Source organism: Sphingomonas arenae (genome assembly GCF_016924655.1).
Classification (GTDB): domain Bacteria; phylum Pseudomonadota; class Alphaproteobacteria; order Sphingomonadales; family Sphingomonadaceae; genus Sphingomicrobium; species Sphingomicrobium arenae.
In genome coordinates this window covers 307,557-331,171 of the sequence record NZ_JAFFJU010000001.1, presented here as the reverse complement: position 1 = coordinate 331,171, position 23,615 = coordinate 307,557, and the positions used below count along the sequence as shown (strand labels likewise).

Annotated in this window: 22 protein-coding genes; 11 read left to right on the top strand and 11 right to left on the bottom strand. The window is 64.9% G+C overall.

Translation table 11 applies throughout. The features are described from left to right. Positions 1 to 19: 19 nt before the first annotated feature. Positions 20 to 1,888, top strand: coding sequence for an ABC-F family ATP-binding cassette domain-containing protein (locus JT720_RS01685; protein ID WP_205478933.1), 1,869 nt, complete (start codon positions 20 to 22; stop codon positions 1,886 to 1,888). Between the two features lie 9 nt (positions 1,889 to 1,897). Here JT720_RS01685 and JT720_RS01680 read toward each other — a convergent pair whose 3' ends face one another. Next, complete coding sequence (locus tag JT720_RS01680; protein WP_205478932.1) at positions 1,898 to 2,644, bottom strand: hypothetical protein; 747 nt, start codon at positions 2,642 to 2,644, stop codon at positions 1,898 to 1,900. 209 nt (positions 2,645 to 2,853) lie between these two features. On the opposite strand from JT720_RS01680, the gene JT720_RS01675 reads away from it, so the two are divergent. The 4 genes from JT720_RS01675 (at position 2,854) to JT720_RS01660 (ending at position 6,766) form a co-directional block, all read left to right on the top strand. Beyond that, positions 2,854 to 3,396 (top strand): RNA polymerase sigma factor, encoded by a 543-nt coding sequence (locus JT720_RS01675; RefSeq protein ID WP_205478931.1) that lies wholly within the window; start codon positions 2,854 to 2,856, stop codon positions 3,394 to 3,396. A 97-nt stretch (positions 3,397 to 3,493) separates the two neighbouring features. Next, the gene (locus tag JT720_RS01670; RefSeq protein ID WP_205478930.1) at positions 3,494 to 5,170 is read left to right on the top strand and encodes a vWA domain-containing protein; all 1,677 of its coding nucleotides are present in this window, start codon (positions 3,494 to 3,496) and stop codon (positions 5,168 to 5,170) included. Positions 5,171 to 5,281: 111 nt separating this feature from the next. After that, entirely contained in the window at positions 5,282 to 6,289 is a 1,008-nt protein-coding gene (locus tag JT720_RS01665; protein WP_205478929.1) for a hypothetical protein, read from the top strand. 51 nt (positions 6,290 to 6,340) lie between these two features. Further along, a complete protein-coding gene (locus JT720_RS01660) occupies positions 6,341 to 6,766 on the top strand; it encodes a hypothetical protein (RefSeq protein WP_205478928.1) in 426 nt (141 codons plus the stop codon). A 24-nt stretch (positions 6,767 to 6,790) separates the two neighbouring features. On the opposite strand, the gene JT720_RS01655 is transcribed toward JT720_RS01660, so the two are convergent. After that, positions 6,791 to 7,069: a hypothetical protein gene (locus JT720_RS01655; protein WP_205478927.1), complete on the bottom strand. Its 279-nt coding sequence runs from the start codon at positions 7,067 to 7,069 to the stop codon at positions 6,791 to 6,793. Beyond that, entirely contained in the window at positions 7,066 to 7,737 is a 672-nt protein-coding gene (locus JT720_RS01650; RefSeq protein ID WP_205478923.1) for a PspA/IM30 family protein, read from the bottom strand. The genes JT720_RS01655 and JT720_RS01650 overlap by 4 nt, the downstream gene beginning before the upstream one ends. Positions 7,738 to 7,869: 132 nt before the next feature. Here JT720_RS01650 and JT720_RS01645 point away from each other — a divergent pair, with 132 nt between their 5' ends. Both JT720_RS01645 and JT720_RS01640 read left to right on the top strand, forming a co-directional pair. Continuing rightward, positions 7,870 to 8,445, top strand: coding sequence for a LemA family protein (locus tag JT720_RS01645; RefSeq protein ID WP_205478915.1), 576 nt, complete (start codon positions 7,870 to 7,872; stop codon positions 8,443 to 8,445). A 22-nt stretch (positions 8,446 to 8,467) separates the two neighbouring features. Next, positions 8,468 to 10,372, top strand: coding sequence for a M48 family metalloprotease (locus JT720_RS01640; RefSeq protein ID WP_205478914.1), 1,905 nt, complete (start codon positions 8,468 to 8,470; stop codon positions 10,370 to 10,372). A 41-nt stretch (positions 10,373 to 10,413) separates the two neighbouring features. On the opposite strand, the gene JT720_RS01635 is transcribed toward JT720_RS01640, so the two are convergent. From JT720_RS01635 to JT720_RS01620, 4 genes are read right to left on the bottom strand one after another with little or no spacing between them, the layout of a single operon-like run. Further along, positions 10,414 to 11,811: an efflux transporter outer membrane subunit gene (locus JT720_RS01635; RefSeq protein ID WP_205478911.1), complete on the bottom strand. Its 1,398-nt coding sequence runs from the start codon at positions 11,809 to 11,811 to the stop codon at positions 10,414 to 10,416. Then, positions 11,808 to 12,815 (bottom strand): efflux RND transporter periplasmic adaptor subunit, encoded by a 1,008-nt coding sequence (locus JT720_RS01630; RefSeq protein WP_205478909.1) that lies wholly within the window; start codon positions 12,813 to 12,815, stop codon positions 11,808 to 11,810. The genes JT720_RS01635 and JT720_RS01630 overlap by 4 nt, the downstream gene beginning before the upstream one ends. A gap of 3 nt (positions 12,816 to 12,818) precedes the next feature. Further along, positions 12,819 to 13,550: an ABC transporter ATP-binding protein gene (locus JT720_RS01625; protein ID WP_205478907.1), complete on the bottom strand. Its 732-nt coding sequence runs from the start codon at positions 13,548 to 13,550 to the stop codon at positions 12,819 to 12,821. Continuing rightward, positions 13,547 to 14,686: an ABC transporter permease gene (locus JT720_RS01620; protein WP_205478905.1), complete on the bottom strand. Its 1,140-nt coding sequence runs from the start codon at positions 14,684 to 14,686 to the stop codon at positions 13,547 to 13,549. Before JT720_RS01620 ends, JT720_RS01625 begins: the two co-directional genes overlap by 4 nt. Positions 14,687 to 14,778: 92 nt before the next feature. Here JT720_RS01620 and JT720_RS01615 point away from each other — a divergent pair, with 92 nt between their 5' ends. After that, positions 14,779 to 15,420 carry a TetR/AcrR family transcriptional regulator gene (locus JT720_RS01615; RefSeq protein ID WP_205478903.1) on the top strand — a complete coding sequence of 214 codons (642 nt, stop codon included), beginning with the start codon at positions 14,779 to 14,781 and terminating at the stop codon, positions 15,418 to 15,420. Positions 15,421 to 15,559: 139 nt separating this feature from the next. Here JT720_RS01615 and JT720_RS01610 read toward each other — a convergent pair whose 3' ends face one another. From JT720_RS01610 to JT720_RS13720, 3 genes are all read right to left on the bottom strand, one after another. Continuing rightward, positions 15,560 to 17,149, bottom strand: coding sequence for a sensor histidine kinase (locus tag JT720_RS01610; RefSeq protein WP_205478901.1), 1,590 nt, complete (start codon positions 17,147 to 17,149; stop codon positions 15,560 to 15,562). 387 nt (positions 17,150 to 17,536) lie between these two features. Next, a complete protein-coding gene (locus JT720_RS01605) occupies positions 17,537 to 18,262 on the bottom strand; it encodes a TMEM175 family protein (protein WP_205478899.1) in 726 nt (241 codons plus the stop codon). Then, a complete protein-coding gene (locus tag JT720_RS13720) occupies positions 18,223 to 18,669 on the bottom strand; it encodes a nuclear transport factor 2 family protein (protein WP_237219610.1) in 447 nt (148 codons plus the stop codon). Before JT720_RS13720 ends, JT720_RS01605 begins: the two co-directional genes overlap by 40 nt. On the opposite strand from JT720_RS13720, the gene JT720_RS14200 reads away from it, so the two are divergent. Next, on the top strand, positions 18,658 to 18,795 hold the full coding sequence (locus tag JT720_RS14200) for a hypothetical protein (RefSeq protein ID WP_419555378.1): 138 nt from the start codon (positions 18,658 to 18,660) through the stop codon (positions 18,793 to 18,795). The two genes, JT720_RS13720 and JT720_RS14200, sit on opposite strands and share 12 nt — an antisense overlap. 598 nt (positions 18,796 to 19,393) lie before the next feature. Here JT720_RS14200 and JT720_RS01595 read toward each other — a convergent pair. After that, complete coding sequence (locus tag JT720_RS01595; RefSeq protein WP_205478897.1) at positions 19,394 to 20,872, bottom strand: META domain-containing protein; 1,479 nt, start codon at positions 20,870 to 20,872, stop codon at positions 19,394 to 19,396. A 453-nt stretch (positions 20,873 to 21,325) separates the two neighbouring features. Between JT720_RS01595 and JT720_RS01590 the strand changes: the two genes are divergently transcribed. Together JT720_RS01590 and JT720_RS01585 are read left to right on the top strand one after the other, a co-directional pair. After that, entirely contained in the window at positions 21,326 to 22,282 is a 957-nt protein-coding gene (locus tag JT720_RS01590) for a transferrin-binding protein-like solute binding protein (RefSeq protein ID WP_205478896.1), read from the top strand. 8 nt (positions 22,283 to 22,290) lie between these two features. Then, on the top strand, positions 22,291 to 23,613 hold the full coding sequence (locus JT720_RS01585; protein WP_205478893.1) for a surface lipoprotein assembly modifier: 1,323 nt from the start codon (positions 22,291 to 22,293) through the stop codon (positions 23,611 to 23,613). Positions 23,614 to 23,615: the final 2 nt, after the last annotated feature.

Here is a 23,615-nt window from a genome sequence, read left to right as displayed (position 1 = left end):
GGCTGGTAAGCGGCCCGCCATGCTGACCATCAACGGAATCACGGTGCGCCTTGGCGGGCGCACGATCCTCGACCGCGCTACGGCTTCGATTCGACCGCGCAGCCGGGTCGGGCTGATTGGCCGCAACGGTGCGGGCAAATCGACCCTGATGAAGGTGATGATCGGCCAGCTCGAGGCGGATGAAGGCGAAATCGAGATGCCGCGCCGGACGCGGCTCGGCTACATCGCGCAAGAGGCGCCGAGCGGAACCGCGACGCCGTTCGAGACCGTGCTCGCGGCGGATCGGGAACGGGCCGAGCTGATGGCGGAGGCGGATACCTGCGCTGACACCGATCGCCTGGGCGACGTGCACGAGCGGCTCCTGGCGATCGACGCCTATGGCGCGCCGTCGCGGGCATCGCGGATCCTGCTGGGTCTCGGCTTCGACGAGGAGATGCAGGCACGGCCGCTGGACAGCTATTCCGGAGGCTGGAAGATGCGCGTGGCGCTGGCTGCGCTGCTGTTCTCCGAGCCCGACGTCCTCCTGCTCGACGAGCCGTCGAATCACCTTGACCTTGAAGCCACCCTCTGGCTCGAGAACTTCCTGAAGAGCTACGGGGGCACGCTCGTGGTGATCAGCCACGAACGCGACCTGCTCAACAACGTGGTCGACACGATCCTGCACCTCGAGCGGGGCAAGATCACGCTGTACGCCGGGGGCTATGACGATTTCGAGAGGCAGCGTGCTGAGCGCGCATCGCAGCTGGCGGCGGCCAAGGCGGCGCAGGACGCTCAGCGCGCGCGGCTCCAGGACTATATCGCACGCAACAGCGCGCGCGCATCGACCGCCAAACAGGCCCAGTCCCGCGCAAAGATGCTGGCCAAGATGCAGCCAATTGCAGCCGTGGCCGAGGATCCCAGCCTCAGCTTCTCGTTTCCCAGCCCGACGGAACTGAAGCCGCCGCTGATCACATTGGACATGGCCGCCGTTGGCTATGCTGACGCAGCGCCCGTGCTCCGCTCGCTCAACCTCCGGATCGATCCCGACGACCGCATTGCACTGCTGGGACGCAACGGCAACGGCAAGACCACGCTTGCCCGCCTCCTTGCTGCGCAGCTCGCGCCCATGGAGGGCGCCATCAATGCGTCGGGCAAGATGCGTGTCGGCTATTTCACGCAGTACCAGGTGGAGGAACTAAAGGGCGACGATACGCCACTGCAGTACATGAGCCGCGCCATGCAAGGGCAGACGCCGGGCGCCATTCGCGCCCAGCTTGGCCGCTTTGGCTTCTCGGGTGACAAGGCGACGACTGCCGCCAGCAAGCTGTCCGGAGGTGAGCGCGCCAGGCTCGCACTGGCTCTGATCACCAGGAATGCTCCGCACCTGCTGATCCTCGACGAGCCGACCAACCACCTCGATGTCGATGCTCGCGAGGCGCTGGTCCAGGCGCTCAACGATTATGAGGGCGCGGTCATTCTCATCAGTCACGATCGCCACATGGTGGAATTGACTGCGGACCGGCTGGTGCTGGTCGAGAATGGAGCGGCCATCGACTACCCCGGCAGCATCGACGATTACATCGACTTCGTTCTCGGGCGGAACCCATCCAAGGTCGCAGGCAAGCCGAACGCCGCAAAGACTGATCGCAAGGCGGAGGCGAAGGCCCGCGAAGAGGCCCGTGCGTTGCGGAAGGCGGCCGAGGCTGCGGAGGCGGAAAGCGCGCGACTCGCGGCTCAATGCTCCGCCATTGACCGGGCCATGTTCGATCCGGGATCGGCCGACCCCAGTCTGGCATCACTGCCGATGAGCGAGCTTTCGAGGCGGCGGGCGAAGCTGGCCGCGGACCTCGAGCGGGCTGAACAGCGCTGGCTGGAGGCAAGCGAGCAGATCGAGGCGCAGGCGGCCTGACTCGCTGGCTCAGGCGGTCAGCAATAGCAGCGCGGCGTAGAGAGCCGTGCCAAATGCGAAGGCTGCAAAGCGGCTTTCCCGTTCCTCGGGCAGCTCCTCCTTCAGCACGTTGAGGATCACGCCGCCCGCCAGGATCGCGAACAGGGTGCTGAGCAGGAGCGGGGAGACCTGCGTTGCGACACCGATGACCAGGCCGGCCACCGGAGCAACGGCCAGGACCCACCGGCCATATCGGTGGTATGTTGACCCGTGCTGCTCGCGCAGGCCCTGGTCGTTCACGACGAAATGAAGCGACATGGCAACGGCATAGATGATCAGCCCTCGGAGGTCCGCCTCCTCGCGATGCACAAGCAGGTAGCCGATCAGCACGTTGTAGATCGCAAAGGCGCCGAGATGAATCCAGAACACGGGCAGCGGCGTCTCCGCGCGCCCAGATCCGAGCCTTGCGCCGCCTGCAGTCCGCGCAAACCGCTCTACTCCGTAGAACAGAACGAGGCCGAGCAGCGCGATGAGATAGGCGTGACTCTCCACTGAAGCGAAGAAGCCGGCATCCCGGGCTCGCTCGCCAAGCGTTTCCTGATGCTCTGCGAGCTCGGGGAGCAGATGAACAAACACATAAGCGACAGAGACCCCGCCAGCGGCGGAGAGCCAGACGCTTCTCGGAGTGGTTGCAAGAAAACGAAGCCGGTTGCCGAAGACATGCACGAGCACAAACGTCGCGATCGTCGCCAGGACGATGACACTGCCAACACTCACGTCCACTTGCCGGTCGTCCCGCTCCCAACCGGCACGAGCACGCGCACCCGGTGCCAAGCACCTTGGCCGCAAGCGTCAATGTCAGCTACCTTCTTCACCAGTTCTCGCTCCCTCACGGTGGTCACGATCGTGAGCATCAACCCTGCTGGCGAGTGCCGCTCCCTTTGTTCATAACCGGCAAGGAGCAAGGGCGCGTCGCAGGACAACGGATGCTACAGATCGGCAACGATCCAGATCACAGTCTCGTTGCCGCGGCCTGCGCCGGCGACCGGGATGCGTTCGCCAGCTTGCTCGAGCGCCACTACGACCGGATCCACGCTCTCGCCTGGCAGCTGACCGGCACGCGCGCCGATGCCGACGATATCGCGCAGGACGTTTGCTGCACGCTGGTGGAAAAGATCGGCACCTTCCGCGGCGAGGCGAAGTTCGGCACCTGGCTCTGCGGCATCACGTACAACGCCTGCCGCGACCTGATGCGCCGGCGGCGGTCGATCTGGTCGCTTGGCGAACGGCTGACGGTACTAGCCGGCCTGGCACCGGCTCCGGATGGCCGCGACCTCCATGATGCCATATGGCTAAAGAGCGCCATTGCGCGGCTGAAGCCTGCTCTCCGGGACACGGTCGTGCTGGTGGCCGGGCAACAACTCACCCACGCGGAAGCAGCGGAGATCCTTGGGGTCGCGGAAGCCACCGTCGGCTGGCGGATGCACGAGGTGCGGCGGCTTCTCTCGGCGGACGGCGGCTCCGCCTAAAGCCAGATGATTTCGCTCCAGCTCAAAGGAAGTCTCCCGCTCCCACGTCACAGGAACAGGCGAGCGATGATGCGCGCCGGTTCTAAGGGAGGTCTTCATGGAGCATCAACTCCGCCACTCAGGTCTGGTCATCAGCGCCGTCCTGCTCGCATCGTGCGCTGGATCGAGCGTCAATACGCAGAGCACTGCGCAGCCGGAGCCCGCCATCCAGGAAGCTGCCGCCGACGAGCTGGTGGTGACCGGATCCCGGGTGGAAACCCGAATGGGCGCACCCTCGGCCCTGTCGGTCATGGCCCCGCCGGCACCTCCTCCCGGGGTGTGGAACGTCCCTTATCAGGACGTCGGCCGAGACAAGTTCACGACCGTAGCGGAGAACGCGTTCAAGATCGTGCGGGAGGCGCCCGTCTCGACCTTCTCGATCGATGTGGATACGGCATCCTATTCCTGGGTGCGCTCCTCGCTCAGTCAGAATGTGCTGCCCCAGCCCGCGTCCGTCCGCACCGAAGAGCTGGTGAACTACTTCCAGTACGACTATCCTTCCCCACGAAGCGCCGAGCAGCCGTTCAGCACCAATGTCGCGGTGTTCCCCAGTCCCTGGTCTGCCGGCCGCAAGCTCGTGCGGATCGGCATCAAGGGCTATGCGGTGCAGCGCTCGACACGGCCGCGCGCGAACCTCGTCTTCCTGATCGACACCTCGGGGTCGATGAACGCGCCGAACAAGCTGCCGCTCGTCCAGCAGTCGTTGAACCTGCTGCTGGATCAGCTGGACGAACGCGATACCGTTTCGATCGTCACCTATGCCGGTGGGGCGGGAACAGCACTCGAGCCGACGTCCGCGAGTCAGAAAGAGAAGATCCGGGCGGTCATCGACCGGCTCGGCGCCGGTGGCAGCACTGCGGGCGCCGAGGGCATCCGGCAGGCTTATGAGCTGGCTAAGGCGAACTTCGATCCGAAGGGCGTCAACCGCGTGCTGCTGGCCACGGATGGCGACTTCAATGTCGGCATCACCGACCAGAACGAGCTGAAGGGCTATATTGAGCGGGAGCGTGAGAAAGGCGTGTTCCTGTCGGTGCTCGGCTTCGGAACCGGCAATTACAACGACGCCCTAATGCAGACGCTTGCGCAGAACGGCAACGGCGTGGCGGCTTACATCGACACGGTCGGTGAGGCCAGGAAGACGCTGGTCGAGGAGGCGAGCTCGACGCTGTTCCCGATTGCCAAGGACGTGAAGATCCAGGTCGAGTTCAACCCGGCGGCCGTGGCCGAATATCGGCTGCTCGGCTACGAGACCCGGGCGCTCAACCGGGATGACTTTGACAATGACAAGGTGGATGCCGGCGACGTCGGTTCAGGCCAGACGGTGACTGCTCTGTACGAAGTGGTGCCGGTGGGCGGCCGACGTACGATGAGTGACCTGCGCTACTCGAAGCCGGTCTCCACCGGCCCCGGACCGGCCGGAGAGCTGGGCTTCGTGAAGATCCGCTACAAGCTGCCCAAGTCTGCCACGAGCCGGCTCATCACTACGCCGATCGACCGGCGCGCGGAGTTCGCCTCCTTCGCGCAGGCCCCTCGGGATGCACGCTTTGCCACGGCTGTCGCCGGTTTTGCAGAGCTGCTGCGCGGCGGCAAGTACACCGGCACGCTGACCTACGATGACGTGCTGCGGCTGGCACAGGCGTCGCGAGGCCCGGACGAGTTCGGCTATCGGGCCGAGTTCCTCGATCTGGTCCGGGCGGCGAAAGGCGCACGGACGATGGCGGGGCTCGAACGATAAGTCCCACGGCCGCCGGCGCTCGCGAGGGTTCCGGCGGCCAAAAGATGCCTTCGACACCCTCAACTTTGCCAGTATGGTCAGACCATGCTGCTCTTCGAAGGAACGCGGTAGATGGCGGTCCAGGCCGATGAACCGGTCCCGCTGCCCCGGGCTCCGCCTCCGCGCCCTGCCGCACGGCAGGCCGCAATCGATGCGGCGCTTCGCAAGTTCGATGGCCGGGAGCCTTCACCGACAGGCTCCGACGTCCCGCGGCGGCGGGCGGGCTGGATGGGTTGGGCCAGGACGCACCAACGGGCGGCAGGCGCGTTTGCGACCGCGGCCTTGGTCCTGGTCGTAAGCCTTCCCGTTGGCCTCGGCACGCTGCGCGAATCCGCTCCAACCAGCGCTCCAGCCTCGCCCGACGCCATGGCTGCTGCGCCGGCCTGCACCGGCCCGGACTGCGCTAGCCAGCAGGCTACCCCCGAGACGGCCGATGCCGTGGAGGAACGGCTGGCGTTCGAGCCGCCCAATTCGGTGGCTCCGGCCGCCGTCCCGCCGGCTGCAGGACCTTCCGATCCGCAAGTTGCGGACGTGAGGAGCGATCGCGTGGCCGCGAGGGCGACTTCCCCGGCCCCGGCCATGGTCGCGGCCGCACCGCCGGCACCCGCTCCGCCTCCCTCTGCATCGAACCTGTCGGGTGCCGATCGACCTGAACCAAACGAAGAAAGCGACGTCGTCGTGACGGGGTCCAGAGTCCAGCGGTCCAACCTCTCGGATGGAGCGCTGGCGCAGGCCAGCCCGCTCGCCGTTGTCGACCGTCGCGGCGAGTTCATGTCTGACCTGCGCGCCGCTCTCCGATCCGGTGACCGTCGGAGAGTGGTTCAGCTGACCCGCCTCCCGCTGCGCGTACACAGAGACGGCGCCACCGAGACCTATCGTTCAGCCACGGCGCTCGAGCGGGATTTCGACCGGATCTTCACACCCGCGGTCCGCGCATCGCTGGCCGACCGTGGCGAAAACCGGAAGGCCGAGGCTGCCGACAGCGCGGTGAGCGTCGGACGCATCCTGATCGGGCCTGCGTGCGAGGGATCTTCCTGTCCTCCGACAAGCCCCCTCCGCATCACAGAAGTCACGCCTTGAGCGGCATCGCGGGTCGGAGTTTCACCTTTTTTTGAGAGACCTTCGCTAGCAGTGGCCGCGGTGATTGCCACCGGGGTGACGAACATGCGCAGCTGGCCCTCATTTCTCATTGGCACTGGGCTTCTGCTTTCAGCAGGCTGGCTACTCGTTAGTGGATCGGCGCAATTCGCTCTCGCCTGCCTACTGGCTGGTGGGTATGTCCTGTACCAAGGTTATCAGAAGGCCGGCAGCACGGGTGGTGCGGACCCCCTGGCGCTCGTGGATCTCGTCACCGATCCGGCGGGAGCGCTCGTCGATGCCGCAATCGAGCGGGCTGACGGGTGGCTGGAAGACAAGTCCGAACCGGCCGCGCATGAGAAGCCGCAGTTCGACGTGGACGGCGCCTTCGAGCGCTACATGGCTGGGCGGGCGGACCCTTCGACGGTTGACTCTGCCCCGGCGGCACGCGGGTTCGGACGCAAGGGCCTGCCATCGTGACGCTGAACGGCTAAAGCACTTCGCTCAAAGTCGCCGGCCCCACTTTCGCCAAGCCAGGTAGTAGAAGGGTGACATCAACAGCAGGCCAAACAGTTTTGCACCCGTGCTGCTCGCCGTCAGGGCGCCGAATGTGAACATTGCCAGCAGCCACAGGCTCGCAGCCTTGCTGGCACCACGTTTGGCGACTTCGCTTGTCGCGCGACCCGCCTCGTGCAACTGGCGACCGCTGCGCAAACCCGCTTCCGCGGCCCGGCGGAGCGGGCTGGCCTGCTCCGCCGCCGTCGGCTTGCAGATCAGGCTCACGCCGCTTTGCCGGCCTTGAGTGCCGCCAGTCGTTGCTGCACGGACGCGTTCTTCTGCAGGCCGTCAAGCTCAGTGACCTTGTTGATGGTGTCGGCGTCGGCACGCGTGAAGTTGACCCCGCCAGCGCCGCCCATTGCCCGATCGAAGGCCGCCTCGGCGCGCTCGACCTTCTGTTCGACCTGGCGCTGGACCTGGAAGCCCTTGTCCCCGCCCATGCTCGCCTCGGCCTGCGCTTCGCCAAAGGCGCGGAGCGCATCTTCCATCTGGGTCTTGCGCGACCGCAGCGAGGCGAGGCTGTCCTCGAGCTTGGCCTGTTCCTCGCCAGTCGACTCCTGAACCTTGACGAGCTTGCCGATCTCCGCCTCGAAATCCACCTGGCGGACGAGGGCCGCCTCGGCGAGATCGTCACGGCCTTCGTTCACCGCGAAGCGCGCCTTCTCGCCCAATTCCGCGATCTTGGCTTCCACCATCTTCTGCTGCTTGGCGGCTTGCAGCCGGCGAGCCATGGCGCTCTGTTGCTGGCTGCGGATTTCATCAATGGCCCGGTCGACCTCGCGGATAGCTTCGCGCATCACGCCGTCGCCGCCGTTCCGCTCCATCTGATCGACCGTGTCCTCGATCCGCCCGGACAGAATTCTGCGGACACGAAGAAAAACTGACTCGGCCATCTTACGCTCCCCTTGCTCGTTTGCGGGCACTTGTCTGACGGGACCCGCTAATAAGCAGTTAAATCGACCCCGTTTGGCAATTCGCAACCAATTGTCGGTTAGCAGGACGTCGTTTGGACCTGGGGGAAGAACATGACCGGCGTTGTCATCTTGCTTATCGTGTTGCTGGTGGCGATCGTCGCTGTCCCGCTGATGATTGTTTATTCAGGCTACAACCGGATCATGGCGTTGGATGCGCGCTGCGATACCGCGCTCGCCGACATCGACGTCCAGCTGAAGCACCGGCACAGCCTGATCCCCGGCCTGGTCGAGACCGTGCGCGGCTTCGCCAAGCATGAGACTGCGGCGATCGAGAACGTTGCACAGGCCCGTGCCGCGGCGCTCGGCGCTGCCTCCCCGCAGATGAGGCTGGAGGCCGAGCAGCAGCTTGGCCAGTCGATCAACGCCATGCTCAGCATCGCGGAGAGCTATCCCGACCTGAAGGCATCCGGCCACTTCCGCGACCTCTCCGGACAGCTGACGGACATTGAGAACCGCGTCAGCGCCGCGCGCCGCTTCTACAATCTGGCGGTCGAGGAATATAACACCGCCATTCGCCAGTTCCCCGGCAGCCGCATCGCCAGCTATCGCCGGCTGAGCACCCGCCGACCCTATGAACTCGGGGTGGAGCGGCTGATCATGGACGAGCCGGTCGCCATCCAGTTCTGATCGGGCGAGCGGGGCACAAGCCATGAACCTGATGCGAGGTCCGGTTCGCGCAATGGCGGCGCCGGTCGGGCTGTACAGCCATGTGCGGTCCAACCAGTTGCGGTCACTGGTACTGTTCGCAGGCTTCCTGGTCGCTTTCCACCTCATGGCCGCAGCGGTTCTGACCTTTCCGCTGCTGATCTTCGACCCGGCCCACACCCCCGTGTTCGGCGGGGGTGGGTACAGCCGGCGCTACCTCTTGCCCCTGACCGCGGTCGGGGCCGTGATCTTCCTGCTCCGCTACTGGTGGCACGTCAGCGCGGTGCACAAGGATACGGGCTTTCGCTACGTCGATGGCACGGACGAGCCCCGGCTGGTTCGGCTGCTGGAGCCGCTCATCATTGCGGCGGGGATCAAGCCGCCCTTCGCCGGCGTGATCGAGAGCGGAGCGATGAACGCGTTCGCGGTCGGCGTGCGTGACTCCAATATGGTCATCGTGGTCACTCGCGGTCTGCTCGACGGCCTGGATGACGAGGAACTCGAGGCGGTCCTCGCGCATGAGCTGATGCACATCCGCAATCGCGATACCCGGCTGATGGCCGCGGCCAACGCGTTTCTCGGCAACCTCGGCGCGCTTCGTGGGCAGCTCCTCGACGACGAAAAGCTGGAAAATGGCCGGTCGATCGTCGGCTTCATCATCTTCCCTGTGGCGCTGCCGCTGATGCTCGCCCTTTGGTTCATCGGAAATCTCGCCCACCGCATCGGCTATGTGTCGCGCGCCGCGATCAGCAGTTCGCGCGAGTTCATCGCCGATGCCGAGGCCGTGCGGCTGACGCATAACCCGGCCGCGCTCGCCTCCGCCCTGCGCAAGGTGCACGGCCGCGATCGCATTGCGGGCCTTGCCGAGAGCCATGACGCCATGCTGATCGCGGGGGCGGTCGAGGGCCCGGCCGCGACCCATCCGAGCATCGCCCAGCGAATTGCCGCGCTGGTGCAGACCACCGGACCGGCCATGGCCTATGCGCCGCTCCGGCGCGACACCCGCCCGCCGGAGCAGCGGCAGCGCGGCGGCTTTGGACGCGCGATGGGCGAGGACCTCATGGCCGAGGTCGTCGCCGCCGAGCGCCCGGGCATCTGGGGCATCTTCCGGCTGACTCGCGATCCGGAGCGGAACATGTTCGGCCTGAGACCGCGCGGAGCCACCATCGTCTGGGCCTCGGCGGGCGGCGCTCTGGCGCTGTGGGGCGGGCTGTTCGTCGCGACCGGCCGAACGGCGGATCCAGCGAGCCTTCTGACCATGACGGAAGGCGTCCGCATGGCCGTTCGGTGCCAGGTATCGGCCTATGGCTCGGTTCTGGGCCTCTCGGGCGAACCAAATGGATGCAGCGAAGAAGCGATCGACGCCCTTGCCAGCCGATACGCCAAGCAGGTCGGCGCATCCTACAAGTCGCCGGTTGCGGCTGAGCGGATCGAGAAACAGGCATGGCAGCGGACTTGGCGGGCGAACCGCTGCTTCCCCTACAGTATCCACAACTGGGACAGGCCGCCGCGGGCGGGCTTCGGTGACGAGAGCAAGTGGAACCTGGATACCATGCGCCGCTATGCGGAACAGCCAATCGCCGGCATCGAAACGCCGCTCGGGCCGGGCAAGACCTCGGCGGACGCCCTGATCGACTACATGGAACTTCGGCTGATCATGGCCGACAACGCAGCTTACTATCTGGGGACGGAAGCGCAGCCGGCGGTGATCCGCCTGTTCCAGACACCGCGCCACGAGGCGGTAGTGGCCAAGTTCCGAAACGCACTCGGCGCTTCGGGTTTCTCCAGCTACTTCGCGCAGAAGGCCAGCAACAAGGACAGCCTGCGCGTCCTCGCGGACATGCCGGATGCCGTGCCCTGCGACATGCGCATCGCCGAGGGACGGTTCCGCAAGGATCCAGCTCTATGATGCCGGTGTTCGTGCGTTTCCGATGATCGTGGTCGACCTGCTCAAGACCCGCCGAGCGCTTGCCAGAGGACGATGCGCGCCCGAAGCGCACGCCCTCGGGCTGCAGCCGCCCGCTCACCGGCCGCGAGCGCCAAGCGCCGGGCGTCGAGCACCAGGAGGAAGTTGCTGAGGCCAGCCCGAAAGCGAGTCTCGGAAAGCCGCGCGGCACGATCGGTGGCCTCCGCCTCGGCCAGTGCGGCGGCAAGTTCGCCGTCGGCGGCTGCAACCAGCGCATAGCTCCCTTCCGCGTCCCCCAGCGCGGTGAACACCGCGTCACGATAGCTCGCGAACGCGCTCCGGGTCTCGGCCTCGGCAATGTCGATGTCCGCCGCGATCCGTCCGAAGTGGAGCAGTGGGCCGGCCAGTTCTCCGCCTACGGAACCGCTCAGCGCCTCGCCATCCAGGAGACCACCGAGCGACAACGTTAACAAGCCCAGTGCGCTGGACAGGGTCAATCGTGGATAGCGGGCCGCGGCCGCCGCGGCGACCTGCTCGTTGGCCGCTCGCAGGCGGGCTCCTGCCGCCAGCACATCAGGGCGGTTGGTCAGGAGGGTCGAAGGCAGGGCAGGGGGCGCCGCCGTCAGGGTCGCTTGCGGCTGCGAGCTGGCGAGGAGTTGCTCCACCTCGGTTGCAGGGCGCCCGACCAGCGTCACCAATCGCCCGATGATGCGCGCCCGCTCACCGTCAAGCGCTTGCACCCGGGTGCGGCTGCTCGCCGCGACGGACACGGCCTGCACCCGATCCAGCCCTGGCGCGATGCCTGCCCGTTCGCGAACCCCCGCAAGCTCGATCAATCGCTCAGCAGCGGCCAGATCCTGCCTAAGCCGGTCCTCACGCGCCGTCAGGGTGCGCCAGTCCGTGACGCTGCCCGCGATCTCCGCGCGCAGGGCCAGCCGAACGGCGGCGGCGTCCGCATCGGCGGCATCGATCCGGGCCAGTGCCGCACGCTGGCGCGCTCTAAGGCCCCCGAACAGGTCGGCGTCCCAAACGGCGGTCAGGTTCGCGCCGAAGCTCGTCCGAGTGCGATCGATGTCCACGCCCGGAATGTCAGGTGCGGCGGTCTGGGCGGCGCTGGCGCGAGAGCGCTCGGCAGAGAGCGCGCCGTCCACTTCGGGCAGTCGGTCAGCCCGCGCCCGACTGGCTTCGGCCCGTGCGATGTCGATCCTTGCAAGGGCAGCGGCAAGGGTCGGCGAGTCGGCCAGCGCAGCGGCGGACAGAGCGACATAGGCCGGATCGGACAGGGGCAGCAAAGATTTGACGTTGGCCTGGGTCGCTTGATCCGGAGCGAACCGGAATGCAGACGGCAAGACCACCTCGGTGGCACTCGGCAGCGGCCCCGGGCCCGTCGCGCACCCCGCCAGCATCAGGGTGGCGGCCCCCAGAAGAAGCCGTCGGGTCATTGCGCGCTACCCTCGCGCCGGACGGCTGCCGGGCGCGCTGCGATGAACGCATCGACCTGTTGACCCACCCGGAACAGGCCGTCGGCCCGAGGCAGCTCGTAGATCAGCTGCAGCACGCGGACGTCCACCCGTTCCGCAGCGCTGTTGGTGAGCGAGCGCTTGGGGACGACCTGCGGCTCCGCGCGGATAAACCGGGCTCGGACCTGGCGATCCGCGGCGCCGCGGGGGCTGACGATGGCGGGGCTACCAAGCGCGACACGGGTGGCTTCGTCCTCGTCAATGTCGATGCGAACGTGCAGCGGACGCGTCTCACCCATCTGGATGTAGGGCGTGCTGCTGTTGCCCTGCTGACCGGCCTGAACGAACTCGCCCGGGCGGACGTCAATCCGCAGAATCTCGCCGGAGATCGGCGCCGTCACCACAAGCCGGTTGAGCTCAACACGAGCTCGGTTGCGCGAGGCGCGCGCGGCCGCAAGCTGGGCCTCGGCAAGCTGGCGCCGGCCACGTGACACGGAAGCGTCACCCTCTGCCCGGATCACCTCCGAACGCGACACGGCGGCCGGATCGGCGATGTCACGATAGAGCGACAGCTGCCGGACTGCGACGGCTTCGGCGGCACGCGCTTCGGCAATGGCCGCGCTCGCCTCCCGGATGCTCGCCTCCGCCTCCAGCAGTCGGGCGCGAACATCGCGGTCGTCCACCTGGAAGAGAGGCTGGCCGCGGCTCACATAATCGCCGGGTCGCACCAGCACCGCGGTGACGAGGCCCGACAGTGCGGTGCCCAAGTCGATGACTTCGCTCGAGGGCTCCACCACGCCGGCACCCGCCACCCGCGGCGCATTGGCCAGGGCGCCCGTCGCCCGGGCCGGGGTTTCGTCCGGCTCTTCCAATTGCCGGTCGGGCAGGCCGCGCCAGATGAGGAAGGCGGCAACGGCAAGACCGATCACCGCCACGATCGGCAGGATGTTGCGGGAGAAGCTCGGGCGGGATCGGAACAGAGCCATATGTTATCTCTCGTGTGCGGGCACTTCGGTACCGTCATGGGTGATCCGGCCGTCCTCCATCACGAGGATGCGGTCGGCGAGATCGAAGATCCGGTTGTCGTGCGTGACGATGATGACCGAACGGTCGCTGGCCACCGCCACATCTCGAAGGAGGTCCATGACGCGCCGGCCGGACTTGGCGTCCAGCGCCGCCGTCGGCTCGTCGCAGACCACCAGCTTGGGTTGGTGCACCAGCGCGCGGGCGATTGCCACGCGTTGCATCTGGCCACCCGACAGCTGGCTCGGAAGCTTGCTCGCCTGATCGCCAATGTTCAGCCGCTCCAGCATGACGCGGGCGCGCTCGGTCGCCTCCAGCCGGTCCATGCCCTGGGCGATCAGCGGAACGGCCGCATTCGAAGCAGCGTCGATCGTGGGGATGAGGTTGTACTGCTGAAAGATGAAGCCGATCGTGTTCAGCCGGAACTCGACCAGTTGGCGGTCGCTCAGCGCATAGATGTCGGTCCCGAACACCCGCACGCAGCCTTCTGTGGGGTAAAGGATTCCGGCGATGATGGAGATCAGCGTCGTTTTGCCCGACCCGGACTCGCCGACCAGGTAGGTCAGCTGTCCGGCCGCCACATCCAGGTTGATCCCGTGCAGCACCCGCAGCACCTGCCCGCCGGCTTCGAAGTCGCGGGCAATGCCGGTAACGCTGATCGCGGCGCCGTTGTCCGGAACCGTTGCACAACCGCTCATCGGAACACCGCCGCCGGTTCGGTCTTCAGCACCCGCCGCAAAGCGAGCCAGCCGGTCGCAAGGATGATCAAGGTCACGCCGAGCAGGGTCAGCAGCGGGATCTGCCAGGGCGTGTAGAAGCCCTTGAAGTCGACACTGGTCGCCCCGCCGATGCTGATGAACAAGGTCGCCATCAACACGCCCAGGCCATAGCCGATGAGCCCGACCAACCCGGCTTGCGCCGCAACCATCATGCGGATCTTGCCGTTGTGAACGCCGATGGCTTTCAGCGCGCCGAACTGCTTGATGTTGTCGCGGATGAATAGGCTGAAGGTCAGGCCGACGATGGCGATCCCGACGATGAAGCCCAGCGCGACCGTGATCCCGAAGTTGATGGGGATGCCCGTGTTCTCGATGATGAAGTTCACGCCGTCCTGCGCGAAGTCTGTACGCGTGCGCGCCTTCAGCCCCGTCTGAGCCTCGATGCGGCGGACGAGCTCCTCGGGCGTCACTCCGGGTGCTGCCCGGGCGAGGACGAAGCTCAGGCGGTTGCGGGTGCCCGGAACATAATTCAGCGCATTGGAATAGCGGGTGTAGAGCACAACCTGGCTGGTGAAGCTGGGGTCCACGTCCACGATGCCGCGCACCACCGCGCGTTGATCGTTGAGCTCAAGCCGCGCGCCGATTGGCTCCGCATCTTCGGCAAACAGGCGGGTGCGGCCCACACCATCGACAAACACGCTGTTGGGAAGAAGCAGCTGATCGCGAGTCCCTGCGATCATCGTCGGCGGAAGTCCGATCAGCGTGGAATCGTCGACCCCGACCACCGTCACTCCTTCCAGGTCGCCGTCCGGGGTTCGAACTGCCGCATTGGCCCGCAGGTGCGGCACCGCCCACGCGACGCCCGGAACGGAGCGGACCTGGTCGAGCGCGGTGGAGGGCATCGGATAGATGACGTCCTGCGTCCGGCTGACCGGGTCCATCACCCAGACGTCCACCGTGGCGATGTTGTGGACCGCGGTGGCGCCACGGTTGAGCAGGTTGACGAAGATCGTCAGCTGCTGCGTGATGAGCAGGGTCGAAAAGGCAATGCCGAACACCAGGCCGTAGAATTTCTGGCGGTCACCCGTCAGCATTCGGATCGCGATCCAGGTCATGGCGCCACGGCCTTGAGAGTGTTGAACTTGCCAGACGCAGAACGGACGCTCATACCTGAACGTAGGCGTTCAAGTGAACGGAGCCGTTCAATTTGTCAACTGGACGAAAGCCCAGGCGTGGTCGCACCGCCGACCTGCAGAAGCGGGAAAGCGTCGTGCTCGCCGCCAAGCGCGCCTTCTTTGATCACGGTTACGCTGCAACGAGCATTGAGGCCGTCGCTGCGGCTGCGGGCGTGTCAAAGGTTACGGTCTACAACCACTTCGGCGACAAGCGCGGCCTGTTCATCGCGGCCGTTGAGCATGAATGCGAGAACATCCGCGGGCAGTTGCTGTTTGACGACAACCAGGGCTCGGTCCGCGAACGGCTGATCGCCTTCGGCCAGTCCATGGTCGCCTTTCTGTCTCGGCCGGAGATGATCCGTTTCGAGCAACGCATCGCCGCCGAAGTGGAGCTGGAGCCGGAGCTTGGTCAGTGCTTTCTCGATGCTGGTCCACGGCGCATGCACAAGGCGCTCGCCAGCCTCCTTGAGCGCGAGCAGGCCCGCGGCAAGCTCAGAATGGACGACCCGATGCAGGCCGCCGAGCATCTTGCCGCGATGTGCAAGGGCCTCGCCGACATGGAGCGAAGGTTCGCCGGAAAGTCCGACCCCGCCGCAGCAGAGCGCCGAGTCCAGTCCGCCGTCGACCTGTTCCTGCGCGGATACGAGCAGACCAGCGCCAACGAAGGCGCATGACGCCGCTGGATGGCTGGATCAGGCTGCGTCGAAGGCCGCGAAAAGAACTTCTGAACCGGAGAGCAAGGCAGCCTCGGAACGCATGGGTTCAGATCATTTCAAAACTCTGCTCGACAGAGCCGCCGACGCGCACGGCGACCTACTTCGCCGCGTCACTTTCATAGGCCTTGAACAGGTTCTCGGGTGCCGGCACGGCGCCCTTGATGATGCAGACGATGCCTTGGTCCTCGAACCGGACGTCGACGCTTTCAAACTCGCTTGTCAGCAGCCGCTTGATCAGGCGCATGCCGAAGCCTTCCCTGTTCGGAGGCGATACCGTGGGCCCACCGATTTCCTGCCATTGCAGTTCGAATCCACCGCTCGAAACTCGCCAACTGACCAAGATCAAGCCGGTCGGAGTTGATAGTGATCCGTACTTGGCAGCGTTGGTCGCAAGCTCGTGCAGGGCGAGCGAGAGGCTCACGCCTGTTTGGGGTGCCAAGGTGACGTCAGGCCCGTCCATCTGGCAGCGATCCGCTGAGCAGAACGGTTTGAGAGCCGTCGAAATCACGTCCTTCAGCGAGGCGGACACCCAGCGTTCTCGAGTGAGGATTTCATGTGCCCCAGCCAGTGCTCCCAGGCGTCCCTCGAACTTGTCGAGAGCGGTCTCGGGGGACGACCCATTCCTGAAGGTTTGGTGAGCGAAGCTCTGAACAATCGCCAAGGTATTCTTCACGCGGTGGTTTAGCTCGCCGATGAGGACTTGTTTTCTCATCTCGGCCTTGAGGCGGGCAATCGTGGCCTGCTCAACGGCCGTCGTGGCCTCATCCAATTCTCTGATTCCGGAGAGTTCGGCAGTCTTGCCCTGTCCCGCCGCCTCCATCGCCTTCGTCATGAGAGCGACGCCCCGCACCAGTCGTCCCGCAAGAAAGACCGCAACTGCACCGCTTATGACCAGAACGAGAAGAGCAAGGATGGATCCCCGCCATAGGGCGCCGCGGGCTGCCGCCTCGACTTGATCAAGCGGAACGCCCACGATCACGGACCACCCCGATAAAGAGGATCGGTCGTAGGCGGACAGCATGCGTACGTTCTCCAGGCTCACGGTACGCTTGACCCCGCTGGCTGTTTTTGAGCTTATCGCTGCCAGCATGCTGCCGGTTGCCTTCTGACCGATGAACTCGTCCGGCTTACGGTTCCTCCAGATCACCGTACCCGTTCGATCGACGAGAGTAGCGATGTCGCCATTTTGAGCTCTGTCGCGCGTCACCAGCGACCTGAAGAGCGCCGGCTCGAAGACCATGGACACTGCGAACTCTGGTTTGGTCGTTCCAAGCGGGGCATCGATGCAGACGATCCAGGGAGCGACCTGGCCACCTGCGAGATTGCAGACCCGGGGCTTGCCGTTCTCAAGTTCGCGCCACATGTCGACCGGAGCAGGGGCTCGCGGAAGCTTGGTCCCGGGTGGCAGGCGCGTGTTGACCAGTTGCTGGCCAGACCGATCCTGAACCAAAATCCAGGCGCCATCTTCGACGAGTGTTGAACGTGCCTGCTGATCAAGCGCCTTCCAGTCGCGGTCCTTTGCAGCCTTTGAAGCGCTAAGCGCAGTGACCACCCCGATGCCGCGTTCCAATTCACGATCGACGCTTCGAGATATTGCTTTTGCTGTTTCGAGAACCTGACCTTCGGTCTGCCCTCGGCTCACGTCTTCGACATTGAGGAGGATCAGAGCGAAGGCTCCGCTGGCCAAGAGGACGCTGATGGTCGCAAGCGCAACCAGGTACGATCTTACGGAATGCACTTGCCAGGTGTCCTTCGCGCCAACCTTGATTGGCGGCGGCTCGCCTCTCAATCGCCGACATTGGGCTAGAAGGAAAGAGAGGCAGCTTCGAGGCTCAGATCCTGGGTTTACGCCTTCAACCGAACTTCACCGCTGCGACAACTAGGGCAAATTGAGCGGCCAGCCCCTGGTGATCCTTAGTCTGTCTCACCCAAATGCCTGTCCATGGTGGAAATCGGAACGGCGGCTTTCGGGTGAGCAAGGGCGAATAGCTGACGCTCGGCACTGGGGAGTGAACATCGGAACGGCGTATGTCCCTCGGCCTTGGACTGCAGGAGCCTCTGACCCGTTGGTGACTTATGCCGGCGAGGCGTCTCCGACCTTCATTCTTAGGTCGGCACGAACGTTCCGCAGGCCCTCGCTGGTCATGGCGTGATAGAACAGGATTACGAGCAAGAGCGACATCCCCGCCCATGGCGAGAACAGTAGGCTGGTCGCGATTGCGGTCAGATAGCAGATGACCCCAACCCATGGACGGCTTCGCTGTGCGGCAAAGTAGCCGGCTGGGACGTCAGGCGCGAGGCGCTCTCGATGCCGTTCGAGGTACGGAAATATCGGTGCCCATGCGAAAGACATGAGGGCTGCCAGCATACCGTACAGCACCACCGCTGATGTCTGATCGGCAACATTCCCGGCCTGCAACGCTTCGGCAAGTACCCGGGTTGGAAAGGGGATCAGGGCTGAAGTGCCCAGGATCCCGAGGTTAATCCAGTTGAGCCGGGTGTCCGTGCGGCTCACCCGTCGAAACAGCCCATGATGATTGAGCCAGATGATGCCGACATAGATGAAGGCCAGGGCGAAAGCGGCATATGATGGCCAAGCTTCCAGCAAGGCATGACCCAGAGCGCCAGGAGGTGCTTCGGGCACGTGAATTTCGATCACCAGCAAGGTGATGATGATCGGGAAGAAGGCGTCGCTGAAGCCAAGCAGCCTGGTGAGGTCGACAGTGTCCCGAGTGGAGACTTTGGTGTCTTGCTCGGCCGTCATTGTCCCATGCTCTCTAACGGCTTCACCCGCTTCCACAGATCATCAAAGGCAATGCTGTCGAAGAACGCATTGGCGCGGACGATCTTGCCGCCACTCATCTCCAGGATCCAGGCGTAGGTGTTGGTGTACGGCTTCCCGTCACGGGCCGTGCCAGCCGCGTCGAAGAAGGCGATCACGGTGTCGTCCTCGGCATAGAGCCTGCGCACCTTGGGGATCAGCCGCGAGCTCATCCGGGCGTTAAAGGGACGGATCACCTCATCGATGAACGCTGCGCGGGTTGGATAGGTCTTGGCCCCGGCGGAGTTGCCGGTAATCGTCCAGCTCGCATTCTCGGCGAGCAGGTCGTACGGGCTCCCCGTACCGGCAGCCCAGGCATCGAAGCTTCGCGCGACAAGACGATCGCGAAGGCACTGGGGATCAGCCCTCGCACCGTGGAACTTCATCGCGCCCAGGTCATGAGCCGCCTCGCCGCAAGCAGCCTCGCCGAATTGCTTCAGATCGCTCTTGCAGCAGGTATTTCCCCATCTGCTCGCGCACCCGGCAAGATACGGTCGAATATGCCGACATAGGCGCCAGCCTCACGAACAAGCGTGGTTAAGCAGGTGACACACCGGCGGATGGCGGCATTCGACCGGCGCATAGTGAATTGCAGATGGTCCGCTTTCGGCCACTTCCAGCCGCTCAGGCCAGCTCTCCGCCGAACGCCTGCTCCTGGTGGAAAGCGGCACGGCGGCTTTCGGGTGAGCGCGGGCGAATAGCCGACGCTCGTTCATGCGGAGCGGACGCCGGCTTAGAGCCCGCTGTGGACCCTCACGGCTGTTTGGCTCGCCTGAAAACCGCAGAGTGGCTCGGCGCACGAGCGATCAGTAAGTTTGCTCTACGGGTGTGAGAGGCTCCGTGACCGGTGGCAAGCGACCAATAAGCGTCGCGCATGGGATCAGGAGGACATTCCTGAGCATCGGACACAATCATCCCGGGTTGGCCCGAAAGGCCCCAGCCGTTGCATCCGTCATGCCCCCCGATCACGACCTCAGCACGAGTGACCAGCACGAAGCCTGATGCAGGTCGACCGTCAATGGTAACTGCTTCCCACCTCTGGGTTCGCTCGTGTCCACAGGCAGCGAGCAAGCAGCAGCAGCCAACGACCGGATAAGGCCACCTCATGCTTCAGCGCTCCAGACGAGCGCGTACCGCACCGAACCGGCCGGCGAACAAGGCTATGTCGCGGTTGGGGCCGATCGCCACGTCGACGTTGCCAAGGAAGGAGTGTTGCAGAAGCCTCGCGGCTGGGTCTCGATTGCAGGCCTCCGCAGGACTATCTGGCCCGAAGCGAACTGAGCCGTCCCGCTCCCCCCGAGCTTCCCGCCAGCGTCCCTCAATGTTGCCGCACGGCTGGGTTAGACGGAAGCGGTTACGAGGCATGATCGCCAGGGTGCCACCCGCAGCCCCCAAGATGGTGAACCGCATGCCGGCTAGGAGGCGGGTCGTAACGCTGCCGGTGCCCGGCAGAGCATCGCCCGTGCGGCGCAAGCGGATGGTGCCTGCTGGTGAAGACAGGAGCAGCCCTGTTGAAGTGCGACCGATACGCGGTTCGGAGGTGACAACTCGCTTGAGGTAGGCGTCGTCACGGCGCGGCATGCAGTTGGCGAGAGTGGTCACACCGCTGCCATGGAGGAACAGTTGCCGTTCGAACAGGATCGCCAGCCCTTCGGTGCGATTGCAGCCGTCCCACAGATAGTAAGCGTTGCGGGTAAGGATCAGCTCGGCAGGCTTGGCGCCGTTGCGCTGCGCTGCAGTCGGGCCACCCTCGACCTCGTAGCGACCGGCAAGTGAGGCCGCCTCTCTGCTGCCACGCCGCACAAGGTCACCGATCATCCAGTGCCCACCCCCGGCGAGCAGAATCTCACCATTGGGTCCGTTGCTGTACCGCAGGGCACCGCGCATGGCTTGCGCCCAGGCCTCACTTTGGCTCCGTGATGCCGCGTTGCAGTTGCGCTCGGTTCGGCGGTCAGGGGCTAGGCTGATCGCTCCCGACCCAGACTGATGCCACCGGCCTTTTGTTATCAAGCACGGCGTCTCGAGCGTGAAATCATCTCCTTCAACCGTCAGCGTCGGCCCGGATTGCGCGCCGGGCATCTCGATCGCTCGCCCGTCAAGTGCGCCGAAGCTCCACACGGAGCCAATGAAGGGAATGGGCGCGACCGGCACCCGATCGGAGGGCAGCGGTCCGGTTCGAGCCAGCTCCAGCTTGCGATCAGCAGCTGTGAGCACAAGGCGGTCTGGTCCTGCGAACTCCACGGTTGGCGCACTGGCGAGAAGGCTCTGAACACCGTTCTCCTGTGTGTCGAATGGTGCTCCGCACGCCATGGCTGTGGACAGCGCAAAGCCGCCGTAGAACCGGCTTTCGTGCGCCAGCCCAAGACCACCGAAGGAGTTGCACCCGACGTAGCCGCCATACCCGTGCTCGTCGAAGGTGAGCACTGGGGGCCTGCCATCGCGTCCCATCACCGCAGGCCGGCCGTCAACCGCGATTACTCGCCATTGGCCGAGCAGGTTTTGTTCCGATGGCTCGAACTGCGGTTGTCTTGAGGGGGCGGCCGAGCAGGCAGCAACGGCGATTAGCAGGGCGGCGACATTCTTACCCATTGCCGCATAACGCCCGAGCATGGGCGAACGAGAGCTTAACAGGAGCGGCTGCTTCCGCGTGTCTGCTGAGGTAAGCAGTCCTTCCGCAAGCGGCCACGTGCTTTCGGTCAGGCTGGCCTAACATCGATGGGCTGCTGGTGGTGGATAGCCGAACGGCTGCTTGTCGATGACCGGACGGTTCAAGCGGACGCTCTCTTGATGAGCGCACCCTATCGCTCCGGGTCCTTTCGGGGTCATCGCCTCGGACGATGCAGCGCATCCGTAGGCGGACGGCTGCCTTGATTGCGCAATCCTGCCAGTGGCTCCGGATAACAACGGTAGTTGTCCAAGTTGCCGCGTATACAGCAGCTGCTGGCGACCGTCGGCTGAACATCAGCTTTCCATCACATGATCATCATCGTCTTGGCCGTGAGATGGAGCCATTCTCCTGCACGCTGAATGAGGGAGGCTGCAATGGGAATCCGTGTCTTGGGTCGTCTGGCGGGCGTCACCACGCTTGCCCTTTCCGTCGCGGCCTGCGGCGGTGGCGGCGGTGGAGCGGGGCTCGTAAACACTCCGCCTCCGCCTCCACCTCCTCCGCCCCCGGCGGCCGCGGTAATCTCCATATTCGCCGATCCGGTCGCAAACGAATATGCCTCCGTCGGCGCGTCGATTGCAGGTCCGGGCGGAAACCTGGACACCTACGACACGACGGATGTGAGCTTCACCCCAGTTTCGAGCGCTTCGGCCGATCAGCCGAGAATACGGTACACCGGAACCAGCTACGAGATCGAGATGCCCGGTGACAGTTGGGACAAGCTTGTCCCATACGGCGGTCTCTCCAACCCGGGGCCTGACAACAACTATTTCGAGCCGGACAGCATCAACTCTAACGAGGGCTTTCTGGTCACCTCCAACTCGAGGACGAGGGGTTACACGCACGTTGAACTCGGGTCATGGGGCTCCCAAGCTGCCGGACGCTGGGGCTATGTAGCTTTCGGAACTCCCACACCCGGCTCAGACATCCCGGTGACCGGCTCAGCCACGTTCAGCGGCTCCATCATGGGCAGCTCGGACGTGTTGGTCCCTGACTTCTTCTATGGCGGGTACGTGCCCCTGCCTGTTAGCGGATCCATCGACTTCACCTTCGACTTCGGCAGGTCGAGTCTGTCGGGCTCCTTATCTCCGATATTGTCCACGCCCAATGGAGATCAAAGCCTCGGCACGTTCGCGTTCAGCGATACGGTCTATTCCGCCGGAAGCACGACCTTCTCGGGGAGGTTCGACACTCCGCTGACCGGCGACAACTTCTTCCTAGGCCGCTTCTTCGGCCCGGACGCCAAAGAGGCGGGTGGCGCCTGGGCCCTGCCGTTCCAGTATGACGGCTCTTCGCACCAAGCCTTCGGCGGCTTCATCGCCAAACGTAATTGAGCGGTGCGATGCTTGCGCTTCTCCTGTCCGGGGGGCTGGTGGACGCGGTGCCCGCGGGCGGCCAGGCTGCCGCGCGCACAATACCGGCGGCGCATCGGCAAATGACCTCTCGCCAGTTGCTTGCGCTTGCCGAGCGGGCACGCGCAAGCGGCGAGCGGCAGATTGCAGAGAGCGCCTACGTGGCACTGTCCGGAGACCCAGATGCCGACGTAAGGGCGGCTGCCTTGTTCGGGCATGCGATGCTGCTGTCCAGGGTTGATCAGCATGCGAAAGCGGCAACTCTGCTTCGCAGGCTGCTGGACGAGCGTCCGGGCGCCACTCGAGCAAGGCTCGAACTCGCCGGCATCCTTGTACACCTCGGCGACGAACGCGCCGCCGCCCGGGAACTGCGGTCGGTCAGTGCAGGCAAGCTTCCGCCCGACGTGGCGCGCCTGGTGGAGCGGTGGTCCGAGGCCTTGCGGGCACGTAAGCCATCGGGCTTCTCACTCGAATTTGCCCTCGCGCCGGACAGCAACATCAATCGGGCAACCCGCTCTGATGGCTTAGACACTGTTCTTGGGGATTTCGACATCGTGGAGGAAGCCAAGGCAACCTCGGGCGTAGGTGTGGCTTTGCGCGGACGTGCATACCGGCGGGTTGCGCTGAATGACGATTTCAAACTCCTTGCACAGTTGACGACGTCCGCCGACCTGTACCGCAAGAGCGACTTCAACCTGGTGAGTGCCGAGGCCTCCATCGGTCCGGAATTTACGGCTGCCGATATCCGTTTTCACGCGGATGTTGGCGTTGGACAGAGCTGGTTCGGCGGGAAGCCGCTGGCCCGCTCATTCCGGTTCTCGACATCGGCGCGACGGTCCTTTGGCGCGCGCACGGCGGTCAGCGTCAGAGGGACGGTTGCGAAGATCGATCACCGGATCAATCCCTTGCTCAGCGGCCGACAGGCGTCGCTCAGCCTCTCCGCCGAACGTGCACTCAGCAGCCGGAACGGGGTGGTCGCAAGCGGCGCTATTGACCGGTTCAAGGCCCGGGATGCCGGCTATTCAACCGCAAGCTGGAGGGCAGGTCTCCAGTTTTGGCAGGACATCGGCCGTACCACGGTGTTTGCGGGTATCGAGAGCGGCCGCCTCGAAGGGGACGAGCGCCTCGCACTTCTGCCGGAGGCGAGAAAAGATCGGCTGTCCCGCCTCAGCGTCGGTGGGGTTTTCCGGTCATTGACCTTCCGAGGCCTCGCACCCTTTGTGCGGCTGAGCCGTGAGAAGAACAGGAGCAACGTCGCCTTCTACGACTACGCACGCACCCGCACCGAGTTCGGCTTCAACCGGGCCTTCTGATC

Coding starts and splice junctions, on each gene's coding strand:
- JT720_RS01595 (WP_205478897.1), bottom strand. CDS start 20,872: ATGGGTAAGAATGTCGCCGCCCTGCTAATCGCCGTTGCTGCCTGCTCG.
- JT720_RS01585 (WP_205478893.1), top strand. CDS start 22,291: ATGCTTGCGCTTCTCCTGTCCGGGGGGCTGGTGGACGCGGTGCCCGCG.
- JT720_RS01625 (WP_205478907.1), bottom strand. CDS start 13,550: ATGAGCGGTTGTGCAACGGTTCCGGACAACGGCGCCGCGATCAGCGTT.
- JT720_RS01665 (WP_205478929.1), top strand. CDS start 5,282: ATGGCGGTCCAGGCCGATGAACCGGTCCCGCTGCCCCGGGCTCCGCCT.
- JT720_RS01650 (WP_205478923.1), bottom strand. CDS start 7,737: ATGGCCGAGTCAGTTTTTCTTCGTGTCCGCAGAATTCTGTCCGGGCGG.
- JT720_RS01620 (WP_205478905.1), bottom strand. CDS start 14,686: ATGACCTGGATCGCGATCCGAATGCTGACGGGTGACCGCCAGAAATTC.
- JT720_RS01640 (WP_205478914.1), top strand. CDS start 8,468: ATGAACCTGATGCGAGGTCCGGTTCGCGCAATGGCGGCGCCGGTCGGG.
- JT720_RS01590 (WP_205478896.1), top strand. CDS start 21,326: ATGGGAATCCGTGTCTTGGGTCGTCTGGCGGGCGTCACCACGCTTGCC.
- JT720_RS13720 (WP_237219610.1), bottom strand. CDS start 18,669: ATGAAGTTCCACGGTGCGAGGGCTGATCCCCAGTGCCTTCGCGATCGT.
- JT720_RS01685 (WP_205478933.1), top strand. CDS start 20: ATGCTGACCATCAACGGAATCACGGTGCGCCTTGGCGGGCGCACGATC.
- JT720_RS01630 (WP_205478909.1), bottom strand. CDS start 12,815: ATGGCTCTGTTCCGATCCCGCCCGAGCTTCTCCCGCAACATCCTGCCG.
- JT720_RS01645 (WP_205478915.1), top strand. CDS start 7,870: ATGACCGGCGTTGTCATCTTGCTTATCGTGTTGCTGGTGGCGATCGTC.
- JT720_RS01635 (WP_205478911.1), bottom strand. CDS start 11,811: ATGACCCGACGGCTTCTTCTGGGGGCCGCCACCCTGATGCTGGCGGGG.
- JT720_RS01670 (WP_205478930.1), top strand. CDS start 3,494: ATGGAGCATCAACTCCGCCACTCAGGTCTGGTCATCAGCGCCGTCCTG.
- JT720_RS01675 (WP_205478931.1), top strand. CDS start 2,854: ATGCTACAGATCGGCAACGATCCAGATCACAGTCTCGTTGCCGCGGCC.